2 protein-coding genes are annotated in these 12,928 nt (G+C 58.0%); both read right to left on the bottom strand.

What is annotated here, in order from left to right; genetic code table 11:
• Positions 1-188: 188 nt before the first annotated feature.
• Positions 189-635: a hypothetical protein gene (locus tag MA884_RS27390; protein WP_256233426.1), complete on the bottom strand. Its 447-nt coding sequence runs from the start codon at positions 633-635 to the stop codon at positions 189-191.
• A gap of 10 nt (positions 636-645) precedes the next feature.
• Complete coding sequence (locus MA884_RS27385) at positions 646-12,462, bottom strand: filamentous hemagglutinin N-terminal domain-containing protein (RefSeq protein WP_256233425.1); 11,817 nt, start codon at positions 12,460-12,462, stop codon at positions 646-648.
• Positions 12,463-12,928: the final 466 nt, after the last annotated feature.

Here is a 12,928-nt window from a genome sequence, read left to right as displayed (position 1 = left end):
AGAGGCGCAGGCATTGGAGTAGATTTGTGGGGATCCCTCAGGGTCTGTCCCCGTTATCCCCCACTGCTGATATGTATTCCGATCATTTTTAGTCGATGAAAGACTTATTCAGCTCTTTATTCTATGCACCTTTACCACCAGAACTAATCTCGTCTTCCCGTAAAGCTTGCCCTGTTCCTTTTGGACCATCAACTTACCCAGGAAATGTGATCTCCATCTAAATAATATAGTCCTTCAAGCCTTCCTGAAATTTTAGGCAGCTCGAGAAGAGACTCTGAAATATATGAAAAAGGAAGTCCACTCCTTAGCTCTTGAGCTCTTGCAGAGTAGTCTGCCCAAGAAGGCTCAATCATCCCATTCCAGAATGTAACAAAGGAGCCATCCTCAAGAAGAATGACAGGTTTTAAGTACTCAACTTCCCCACCACCATCCCAGTACAGATAACCTAAGTAACTAGAACCATTTTTCCCAACAAAACTAGCGCGAACTATTATTTGAGCATCAGTACAAGTCTCCTTATCAAGGAGAGGACGGACTGTAAGCTCATCTTCCGCAGATTCATCCATAGGAAAGTACCAAACACCAAAACTAGCAAGATCGTCAATGGTTAATTCATATATTTGTTTATCAGTCATGCTTGCATACCTATTTAATCAGGTGCTTGATTGAGTCAAACAATTCGGGCCGCCCTATATCGCCATAGGCTTTCTGCAACCCCGAGCTTATTTGCCCAGGAGTATACGTAGCCGGCTTACCACGTACCATGGGTGGCAAATACTTACTGATAGCTTTATGCATAGCATCAGGATTCACCTTTCCCGTATGAGAGTACTGGGTAATTAGAGTCGCAGGGTGATCTAGCATGTCATTTTTCGTATACCCCAGCATTTTCCCCAAATATTGAGGCAGGGTGTGATGCGCTTGGAATCCTTTGTTTAATCCCTGAAGCTCTCGATAAGTAGGGCTAATTGCGTCAGGTACAATCTGGCCTGTCGCTTTTGCTCCAGCTACATGACTTGCCAAGCTTTCAAGTAACTCGCTAGCTTCCTGCGCCTTACCCTCTTTGAGCAGATCCTTACTCTTACGCATCCCCAGCGCAAAGACATCACCTGCCCCAGGAACCACGCCTATCGATGCAAAAATATAATCCCACGCATCCTCAGCTTCTGCAAAAGCCTTTACATCTCCAACCCCCGGCGCCAGGTTAGTTCCTATCGAAAATAGGCTCTTGCTGATGCTAGTCGAAATTTGCCGAATGACTGCATCGTCGAGCATTTTGATGCTGCGCAACTCCCCCTGAATCGTGAAATTCATCAAGTCAGGGTCTTTCAAGGCTTGCTGCAGCTGTTCTTGCGCTTGCGAGGTATTCTGATGCCTCAACAAGTCAAATCGAGCTATCTGGGCTTCCGTTCGTGCGGTGGTACAGGCAGGGCTTGTTGCTGCTCCGTCACATGCAGCCCAAACAGCCTTGTCACGATTTACATCCAGTTGGTTGAGCTCATCCCTATGAGTACAAGCCTGCTTATCGCCAGCTTTACAACCTTTAATGGCCTCGAAACGCTCGGCGTTCTCCGTATGATTTAAAAAGTTGTTCTGGGTAGCATTAGCCGCAACCGTAGCGGCGATGGATGGATCACCTCCAGTTGCTACCGTGGTCAGCACGCCTACAAGCTCTGACGCGGCCAACAGTTTGCTGACGCCTTGCTGGTACTCCAGGCTATCTTTACTTACACCTTTCGGTAATAACTTGTCTGCGAGAAAATCTACCAGTACCTCATTTGCGCCCGCCGCAATTGCCCCCGAACGGAAGTCACCCCCCATCGCCTCGGCCATCAACCCGCCCAAGGCCGCATGCATAACAATTTTTGAAAGCTTGCCTTCATCGAAAGCAGTAATGTCACCAATTTTATTGGCCGAAACCGCCCCACCAATACTGATGGCCGAACCCAACGCAGAAGCCACCAGGTTGTCCTTCAGACTCCCCCCCATGATTGCTGTCTTGGCTGCAGCATCAGCGGCCACTTTGATCGCCACGCTCTTCGCACTGGCGAGATCAAACTTCAGATCCGTAGCACTAAACCCGAACTGCGATGCGATCCCCGCTGATGCACCTGCCAGCACATAGCCTTTCAGGCTCTCGGATGAAAAGACGTCTTTGAAGACTGCACCCACGTTACCTTGATTATTAATCGCACTGACCGCTGCGCCGCTGGCCATTGAGGTCAGCACAGCGGAGGCCATTATGTTCCCCAGCCCCGCCCCAACAGTGGAACCAACGGCAGCTCCCCCCGTCAGCGCTGCACCGGATGCGATCCCGCTTGCCGCCATCGCCGTGCCTGAACCCGCCGTCGCGCTGGCTGCTGTTCCCACCGCTGCGCTTGCCGTACCGGCCGTCAGAACAGTGACGATAATAATCACCGCCAGCATCGCCGCCGGCCCCATACCCGAGCTGCTGTACTTGAACGACTCGTGGGTTTCCTTGATCAGTTGCCAATCCACATCACCGCGTTGCTCGGCGTCCTTAAGCCAGGCCAGTTGCGGGTCGGCCTTGACCATGGCGTCGATGGTCTGGCTGACGGTGTTCTGGTTGATCTTCTTGATATCGATGTTCAAGCCATTGACGGCGTTGATGACCAGATCGCCCTGGGCGATCAGTTGGCTTTGGCGCAAGGTTTCGTCGGTGTTACCGCGCCCCTTGGCGGAGTTCCAGGTCATACTGTTGCGGCTTTTCTGATGGCTCTCCTGATGGAGGTCCTTAACACCTTCAAAGGTGATAGCGCCGCCGCTGGCCAGGTTGATGTCCTGGGCACTTTCAAGCTTGGCCACCTGGTAGCGTTGGTCACCGCCGCTGAGCACCGTCAGATCACCACCGGTGCTGATTTGCGTGCCGATATTGGTGATGTGGGTGACTTCATCGCGTTGGGTTTTCTTGCTACCCCAACTGCCTTTTTTCTTCATGTCGTACAGCGAATAGCTGCTGTTCTGCGCCGCAAGCAGTTCGACTTTTCCTGCCGCCACCAGATACGCTTCGTCCCGCGCTGTTATCCGGCTGGACACCAACGCCATGTCACCGCCGGCACTAAGCGATACATCGCCCCCCGCCTCGACGGTGGCAGCCACTTGAGTGACCTTGTCTTGCTGACGGGTTGTCTTGCGGATTCTGGAATAGCTGTGACTTTCATCGGCAGCGGAAGACAGCAGCAGGTTTCCGGCCGCGGTCATCGACACGTCGCGCTTGGCCGCGATGTCACTGGCGACCACGGCTATGTCGCGTCCGCTCTTGAGCGTCAGGTCTCGCCCGGCGTCGATACTGGCGCTGTGCTGCGTAATCGTTTCGTTGCGGAAGCGAGACTGTTTGCCAGAGTCGCGCTCTTGCACGGCAAGGACACTGATGTCGCGAGTGGCATCAATGTAAGTATCGCCACCACTTTTCATCACCCCACCGGCATTGACGGCATCACGACCGGCCGAGATCGTCAGTTCATTGGCCGCTTCGATCCGGGCGGCGCTGTCGACATAATCGCGGTGTAGCGTGGTGCTGGAATACCGTGAGTCCAGGGTCGTCGCGGTACGCTCGTTAATCACGTCGCCACTGACCGCCACGAGGTTCACATCACGCCCGGCGATAATCCCGCCGGCCTTGTTCACTAAGTTGTTGCCGGCCAGCAGGTCCAGCCGATTCCCCGCTTCCACCAACCCGCTATTGACCAGGTCATTGCCCACAGTGGCGGAGAGATTGTTACTGGCTCGCAACGTTCCGGAGTTGGTCAGGTCCTTGCCGGCAATCAGCGTGACATCAGAGCCCTGGATCAGCGCGCCATTGGCGGCCAACCGGTTGTTGGCGTTGGCCATGTACAGCACCGGCACCAGCACGTTCTCGCCATTCACCTGGTGCTCTTCGAGCCAGACAATGTCATGTGTCAGGGCGGCGACCTGCTGTGCGGTGAGGGTTACGCCCACCGCCAGGTTCAGTTGGTCCTTGCTGGCGATGGCATTGTTCATCAGGTATTTGAACATCGCCTCGTCGGAGGTCTGGCCGTCGATGAAACGCTGGCCGGTGCGGGCGACAACGGCCTGCTGAACGAGGCGTTGCTCATACAAGCCATCACCCAGGCGCTTGGCGGCAGTGTCTGGATCGTAGCCCAGGTTTTCCAGCAGATAATCCGAACTCATGAACTGATTGAGGTTGGTAAGCACCGGATTGGTTTCGATCAGGTACTTGTGCGCATTGGACGGTGCCTGGACATCCGGGAGACCGGTGACGCGATTGACAGGCCGCGTCACCAACGCCGCCTTGATGTCGGCGCGTGGACCGGCCCCGATCGCGGTCGAAAGAACCGAGACGTCAACAGCGCTGGCATTCTGCGTGACCGGCAACGGCAGACGCCTTACCGGGTCGACGGCCCGCTGACTGTCAGAGACGGATACTGGGCCGTCCACCGATAGGGTGCGTGGGCCGAGTGCAGCAACCGCCGTATGTTGCAGCGCATCGACGCCAGCGCTATTCAGACTCCAGCCCTGCGTCCCGGTCGGAGCCAAGGGGATCGGTTTGGACGTCCCACCCTGGTCACTGAGGCGAAACAAACCGTTCTGCCCCGTCGGCAGTACGAATCCCGGCAGGCTTAGTGGATTGACCTGTTGTTTGGAAAGATCGGGGGGGAGCTGGCTGTTGAGATGCACCAGCAAGGGTTTACCGGTACCACCGCCCAGCGTGTTCTGCCGACGATCAACACCCGCACTGAAGGCATAATCTTCGTGTACGACGCTGTTGCTCAGGGTTTGCGCCGCGCTAATGCTGACCTTTCCACCCGCCTGGACGATAGCCGATTGAACAGAACCTCCGTCCCGGGAAACTTCCACATCGCTGCTCACGTTAAAGCGGGTGAGCTGGGCAGGAAGAGGCAGCAGGTTGTCGGGGTCGTATTCGGACGTTTCATAGCGCTCAGCGCGATGCCACGCCCCATAATTGCCCAGCCTGAGCTTGGTTACGCTATCGATCAGATAGTACTGAATAGGCGGTTTCTGTCGCTCCACCGTTTCATAGTCGGCGGTTCGAAACTGCCCAGTATCATTGATGTAATGAAACGTCAACGGCCCGTTGTCGTTTCGCTTGTTGAACTCCCACATCGCCCCAACGGCAAAACGATTGTGCGTACCGTCGGTAATCCCCGGCGCACTGAAAATCCGTGTGCGCTCGATGGTTCCACTGGCCGCACCGATATTGCTGAAGTTGTTGGCCGCGATGGTGATGTTACGAGCCGCCGTCACTTCGCCGCGGCTGTTGAGGAAGTCCCCACCATTGAAGGTGAAGTTACCGCCGGCGGTCAGTTTGGCCGTTGGCGACTGGTCGACCACCGACCCTTCGTAGATTTCACGCAACCCGTAGTCGACGTAATAGGTGTCGCCGCTGCAATCATTGCAATGCACGGCAATGAACGACGAGATCAGCTTGCGGGCAACTTCGAATTTTTCGCCACGGTTGTTCAGGGTGGTGGCATTGATGGACATGTCCCCGGCGCTTTCCATGACTCCGGAGATGTTTTCCAGCACATTGGCCCGCGCCGCGCCGTTATAGCCTTTAACAGTGAGATCACCCAGGCTGTAGAAGTCGCCATAGCTGTTGGTCACACTGCCGACTTCCAGCGAGGTGTCATCCCCGCTGAAAATCAGCCCATGGTCGTTCATCAAAGAAGGCGTTTTTACCCGCAACGACTGCGCGCTGCCCAAGGTGCCGGTGTTGTTCAGGCTCCCCGCCTCAACAGTTAGCCCCCCGTTGGATGTCAACCTGCCCGCATTGCTTAGCTGTCCGCCAACCTTGATCGTAGTGGCGCCGCCACCGGCAATGCTTGAGGCCGCATTGAGGTTCAACTGCGCAGCGCTCAGGTAAAGGTCGCCAAGGCTCGACACCCGACCGTTGCCGCCATAGCTGCCGCCCAGTTGCAGATCCAGGCTGGCGTCGCTGGCGATCAGTCCGTTGTTGATCCAGTTCGTCCCGCGGCCTTGCAAATGCCTGGTGGCCAACAGTTGGCCGCTGGCCGTCTGGGTAAAGTTGTTGACGTTGACGTTCAACCGCCCGGCCTGGATCACGCTGGAGTTGGTCCAGGTGTCGGCATTCAGAGCCAACGTACCGCCGGTGGTGATACCGCCGCCGGCACCCATCACGTTGGCGGTGGAGATATCGAACGTGCCAAGGCCTACGTGGTTGAGTTGACCGCCGCCGTTGAGGAAGCTGCCGACGGCCAGTGTGAGGTCGGTGTTGGCGGTTTCCAGAACACCATTACGGTTGTCCAGCAGGCCGCCAATCTGGAAGCTGGTTTTGCCTGTGCTGCCGAGTGAACGAAGCTGTCCGGCCTGGTTATCGAGGCTGATCGCTTTGGTGGTCAGTTGGGTGTCGCTTTCGATGATACCGGCGCGGTTGTTCAAGGCTCCGGTGAGGCTCAGGTTGACAGTGTCACCGGCAATCTGACCGCCGGCGTTGTTCAGGCTTGTGCCGGTCAGTGCGGCCAAGCCCTTGGCGTAGAGCGCGCCCTCTCGGTTTTCGAAGGCAGCGCTGGTGACGCTGGCGTCGGAGCCTTGCGCCGAGATCCGTCCGCCGATGTTGTTCAGGCCGGCCAGGGCGGTGAGTTTCAATGCCTGGCCCTGGATGATACCGCGCTGATTGCTGTTATTGAGGTCATAACCGTTGCGCAATACGCCAACGGTCCGAGCTTCCAACGCGCCCGTGATGCTCGACAATATGCCGCCACGGTTGTCGATATTGGCGGCCTTGACGAAGGTCGTTCCGCTTTGAGCGATGACTTTGCCGCTCTGGTTATCAAAGTCGCCGCTGATATCGAGGGTCAGGCCGTTCTCGCTCTGAATCGTGCCTTTGCCGTTGAGGAGGCTGTCCGCCTGGACCTGCACGTCGGCCTTCTGGCTGTAGATCAGCCCGTTGGCGTTGTTGCGCACCGCACCGCTGGCGGTGACCAGCAGAGCATCGTTGGCCGCGACGGTCCCGCCCAGGCTGTTGTCCAGGGTTTGGGTCAGCAAGGTCAGTGTGCTTTGGCCGGCGAGTTGACCTTTCTGGTTGCTGAGATCGGTCACACCCTTGATCAGCATCGGGCCGGCACCGGCCAGTTTGCCGCCATTGTTGTTCAAGCTACCGAGCAGGCTCAGCGTCAGCGCAGCATTGCCAACGATCTGCCCAGCGCGGTTATCCAGGGAGTTCACATCGGCATTGATGGACTGTTGCGCGTTGACGGCACCACCGACGTTGGTCAACGCGGTGGCGGTGATATCAAGCCCCGCGCTACTGTCGATGAGGCCGCCTTGGCCATTCTTGAGCTCGCCTTCAAGCTCTAGTGTCTGCCCCGCGCCACTGCTGAGGATGCCTTTGTTGCTGTTGTCCAGGCTCTTTGATTTGACGCTGAGCTCGCCCTGGCTGACCAATGCACCGGCATTGCTGTTGAGCAGCGCCTCCTTGAGGTCCACGGCAACATCACCGCTGCGACTCGAAAGCGTGCCGTTGTCGCGGTTATCCAGGCTGCCGCCTTCAACGGTCAGGCCTTTCCAACCAGAAATCAGCCCTTTCTGGTTGATCAGAGTCGTGCCGGCGACGCCCAATTGCTGGCTGCTGATCAGCTTGCCAGAACTGTTGTTCAAAGCGCGGCCGATGACATTGAACCCCAGGCTGCTGGAGATTTCTCCTTTCTGGTTGTTGAGGTCACGCAGACGGTTGAAGGTCAGCGGTCCCTTGGCGGTCAGCAGCCCATTGCTGTTGTCGAAGTCGCCGTTGGCAAGGTCCACGGTGACGGCCTTGTCCCCGAGCAAGCGTCCGGCCTGCTGGGTCAGGCCGGCCAGCGTCAGGTTGATATCGCCCTTGGCCGAGACTTCGCCATCGTTGCTGGAGTCCAGTTGGGTGCCGGTCAGCGTCAGATTGCCCTGGCTGTTGATCAACCCGCCTTCACGGTTGTTCAGCGCCTGGGTGTCGAGGGTGACAGCGTCGACGCCGAGTACCGTGCCGCCCTGGTTGTTGAAATCACCACTGGTGAGCGTGAGGGTCTGGGCCGCACTGATCAAACCCTGGGTGTCGTTGCGCAACAAACCATCGGAGGTCAGGTCCAGATCGCCTCGGCTGACCAAGCTACCGCCGCTGTTGTTCAAACTGGCCGCCCGTACATCAAGGGCCGCCGCGCCGATCTGACCCTTGAGGTTGTTCATCACGTTGGTGATGCGCAAAGTCAACGCCTGGTTGCTCAGCAGTTTGCCGCCGCTGTTGTCCAGGTTCTGTGCGGTCAGGGTGAATGCTTGGGCGCTGGAAACTTCACCGCCCTGGTTGTTGATGCCGTTGAGTTGCTTGAGCAGCAGAGCGCCCGGTGTGTTGATCAAACCGCCCTGATTGTTGAGTTGGCCATTGTGCATGTCCAGACTGAGGCGGGTATTGCTGAACAACTTGCCGCCCTGCTGATCAAGGCCAGTGACCGACGCGGTCAAGGCGCCCTGACTGCCGATACGGCCGTCTTCCTGGTTAGTGACCTGGCCCGCGATGAGGTCCAGCGTGGCGGCACTGGTCACACGACCGCCCTGGCTGTTGTCGAACGCGCCGGTGGTGACCGTTACCGCGCCCTTGCCGCTGATGCTGCCACTCTGGCGGTTGTCGAGGCTGGCGCTGTTCAGCGTGAGCGTGCCATCGGTGATCAGGTTGCCACGCTGATTGTTGATGCGCGTGTCGCTGGTGAGTTTCAGATCGGCCGCACTGGAAAGACTGCCTTGGGTGTTGATCAGTTCGCCGGTCTCGACGGTCAAGGTGCCTTCACTGCTGACCTGGCCCTGGCTGTTGTCGAATGCGTCGGTCAGGTCCACGTGCATGCCCTGCACACTCAAAAGGTTGCCGCCGGTGTTATCCAGCGAACGCCCCTCAACGTTCAGGGTGGTGGTGGCGCTGAGCAGGCCTTTGTTGCCGTTGAGCAGTTGATCGACGGTCAGCTTCATAGCCTGGCCGGCGAAGGCCTTGCCACCATCGCGGTTATCGAATTTTTTGCCGATGATCGACAAGTCAGAATTAGTGGTGAGTTCACCGCCACGGTTATCGACGTCATCAACCGTCAGGGTCATGGCTTTGCTTGCGCCCAACAGACCGTTCAAGCGGTTATCGAGCGTGTCGGCGGTGACCTGCAAGGTGCCGGTCGTGATCAGTTGGCCTTTGCTGTTGTCCAGAGACGTAACCTGAACAATGGCGTCAGCCTTGCCGGCGATTTCACCGCTGCGGTTATCCAGGGTTTCGGCGACCAGCAGGAGCTCACCGTCAGCGACCACGGTACCGCTCTGGTTATCCAGAGTTTTGTCGGTTCGCAGTTCCAGTCGATCGAAGCTGCTGATCAGGCCTTCATTGTTGTTGAGGTTTGCGCTGCGACTGTCCAGGGAAGCGGCGGAGATCACCCCCTTGATGTTATCCAGGGCCTGCGTAATGCGCAGGGTCAGGCCTTGGCTGCTCAGCAACTTGCCACCGTTATTGTTCAGGTCGCTGGCGGTTACGTTGAACGCCTGCTGACTGGATATTTCGCCGTTCTGGTTGTTAACGCCGTTGAGGTTTTTCAGCATCAGCAACGGCGCGTTAATCAGCCCCCCCTGGTTGTTCAGTTGACCGTTGTTCAGGTCCAGGCTGAGGCTGGCTTGGCTGAATAGCTCACCGCCCTGTTGATCAAGCCCGGAGACCGAAGCGGTCAAGGCTTGCTGGCTGGCAATGCGTCCGGCGGCATTGTTGACCTGCTTGGCGGTGAAATCCAGGGTGGCGCCGCTAATGAACCGACCGCCCTGACTGTTATTCATATCGCCGGTGGTGACGGTGGTGGTGTCTTTGCCGGAGATCAGGCCTTTCTGGCTGTTGTCCAGGCTGACGCTGTCGACCATCAATGTGCTGTCGGTGCTGATCGAGCCGCCGCGGTTGAGCAAGGCGCCACGACTGGTTACGGACAACGCACCGGCGCTGCCAAGGTTCGCCCCGGTGTTGTCCACGCTCTGGGCGTTGACGGTCAGCGCCCCTTCACTGTTGATCAACCCCTGGGTATTGAGCAAGGCATCGTCGAGGGTAATGTCCAGCCCTTTTAGGCTGTTAAGGCTGCCACCGCTGTTGTCCAGCGTTGCACCGCTGAGAACCGTCGAACCCTGAGCAACGATGAGGCCTTTGTTCTGGTTGATCAGTTTGGCAACGGTCACTTCCAGATCGGTAGCGGCGAGAATTTTCCCTGCGTCGCTGTTGTCCAGACGCTGGCCGTCGATGTCCAACAACAGACTGCTGGACAGCTCGCCGGCGCGGTTGTCGATGTCCTCGACCTTCAACGTCAGCGCTTTAGTGGTGCCGATCAACCCGCCATTGCGGTTATCGAGGGTAGTACCGGTCAGCTTCAGATTGCCCTGGGCGACCAGTTCACCGCCCTGCTGTTGCAGCAGACCGATGGTGGCGGTGAGGTCGTTCTGGCTCGAGATCCGTCCGGCCGCGTTTTGCACTTCATCGGCATTGAGGGCAACCGGACCTACGGCACTGAGCAGGCCGCCAGCGTTATCCAGGCGAACGCCCTCATAGGTGATACCAGCCTTGCTACTGATCACACCTTTATTACGGTTATCCAACTGCCCGATTTGTAGGTCCAGGTGTTTTTCCGCCTGGATCACGCCACCACGGTTATCGGTCGAACCACCCGTCACAGTCAGCGTGTCTTTGCCGCTGATCACGCCGCCACGGTTGTCGAGACTGACGCTGCGCACATCGCTCACGCCTTTGGCGGTGATCTCACCTTTGTTCTGGTTATCCAGCAAACCGCTGATACGAGTGGTAAGGCTGCCGTCGCTGACCAATACGCCAGCGTCACGGTTATCGAGACTGGCCGCGCGCAGGTCAACGTGTTTGCCCGAGCCCAGCAGACCATCGCGATTGTCCAGCGCGCCGCTGAGGTCGATGTTCAGGCCTAGGTCGCCGAGGATCTGACCGCTACGGTTATTCAGTGCGGTGCCGTTGAGACGCGTGATGCCGGCGCTGGAGATTTCGCCGTTACCGTTATTCAGTTGGCCGATCGTCCCGGTCAGATTCCCGGTGCTGTTGATTACTCCATTGGTGTTGAACACCTGACTGACCGTCACGCTCAACGCACCGCTGCTCAACACCCGCCCCTTGTTCTGGTTATCCAACGTCCCGGCTTTTACCGTGCCGGTTTGCCCCGCGCTCAAGGTCCCGCCCTGGTTGTTCAGGGTCTGTGTGACGTTGGCCGTCAGATTACGGCTGGCAATGATGTTCTTGCCGTTGTTGCTCAGACTTTGCGCCGTGAGGCTCACATCCCCCGTGGTGTTTCGCGAGTTATCAGCATTGACCCCGACCTCGATGATGCCGTTGTTGCTCAACTGCCCACCGGCATTCAGGGTGATGGAGTTGCGCGCCGCGAGGGTTTTCTGGTTGGTCAGGTTGCCCTGGGTTTGCGCGTTCAACGTGGTGCCGGCGTAGACCGGACCGCGGACGTCGAGGCTGGCGGCCTTGAGCTTGACGGCGCCGCTGGCCGACGTATCGACCATGCTGAGATGCCCATTGGCATCGAGTTGAATATCCCCACCACTGGCGATCAGCTTGCCGTCCAGCTTCACGCCGACCCCGGCCTCGGTGCCCACCAATTTGATGGCGCCTGCGTACATGCCACCCAGGGCCGAGGAGTCGATGGCCAGTTGCGGTTTAGCACTGCCGTCATCGGCACGGGCGGTGGCGCTCAAGGTGTCGGCATTGACGTCATTGCGACCGGCTACAATCGTCAGGTTTTTCGCCTGGATCTCGGCGTTGATCCTGGCGCTGCGGGTGATGATTTCGAAGTGGTCGACGTTATTGGCGTTGAGGCCTGCGCCCTCAATCGCAACGCTGCCTTTATCCACCTGATAACGATCCAGCCGACCGTTTTCCACCACCGGTTTACCGGTGCTCAAGGTCACCTTCGGGCTGTTGATAAAACCGCAGCCGTTGCAGGTGATGCCGTACGGGTTGGCTACGATGACGTGGGCCGATTGCCCCGCCACTTCGGTGTAGCCGCGCAGTTGGCTGGGGTTGCCGCCGTTGACTTCGTTGAGGATGACCTTGGCTGCGGCGCCCTTGAGGTTCGGGTTGCCGAGGATGATCCCGCCCAACTGGGTGGACTGGGTGCGCGAGGTGGCGTTGTTGAGGATCACGCCGTTGCTGCCGACGTTGTAATCCTTGAACTGGTTGTGGGACAGACCGTTGCCATTGGGCTTGGCGATGTTGACGATGGGTACGCCGTTGCCGGCGCGGTCCAGGCCAGTGCCCGGTGCACTGACTACGATCCCGTCAGCCTGGGCCCACAGCGGCTGCCAGAACATGACGTTGGCCAACAGAAATGCCAGGCCGCGTTTGGGCATGCCCCAGAAGTGCTCGCGGGTTTGCACGGCAGCAGAAGGCTGGCGGGCCAGGAAGGCGTGTTGGCGGTCGTCCATGATCGAGTCTCGTTGCAGCAGGAATTTAAAGAAGCACTTCCATGCGCATGTCGAGCGGCGGCAAAACCAGACACGACTTTGCTCCAGGGGCGGGTGAAGACAGGTGCTTACCCCCGGGCCAGAAAGTGACATCAAAATAGTGGCGCGATATTAGATAGCCATTATTCTGGCGTCAATGAATGAATGCGCAAACAGGGGGCTGGACGGACCGCCGGTCTGGAGATTGGGAGGGAATTGTCAGGCCGCCTTCGCGAGCAAGCCCGCTCCCACAATTGGATCGGAGTATGTCCGGGAGAACCAGGCCGGATATAAGGCCGCCTTCGCGAGCAGGCTCGCTCCCACAATTGGATCGGGGTGCGACCGGGAGAACCAGGCCGGCTATAAGGCCGCCTCGTCCCGGCTTTTGATCTGGGCGCCCCGTTAACCACACTGGCCGAACGCAGGCATTGCGCAGTGGGCATCCCGG

It is taken from the genome of Pseudomonas sp. Q11 (assembly GCF_024494355.1).
Classification (GTDB): Bacteria; Pseudomonadota; Gammaproteobacteria; order Pseudomonadales; family Pseudomonadaceae; genus Aquipseudomonas; species Aquipseudomonas hefeiensis.
The sequence above is the reverse complement of the archived record's forward strand: the minus strand, read 5'-3'. Positions and strand labels throughout refer to the sequence as shown.

What these genes read in the sequence shown, in the direction of transcription:
- MA884_RS27390 (WP_256233426.1), bottom strand. Translation starts at nt 635, where the DNA reads ATGACTGATAAACAAATATATGAATTAACCATTGACGATCTTGCTAGT.
- MA884_RS27385 (WP_256233425.1), bottom strand. Translation starts at nt 12,462, where the DNA reads ATGGACGACCGCCAACACGCCTTCCTGGCCCGCCAGCCTTCTGCTGCC.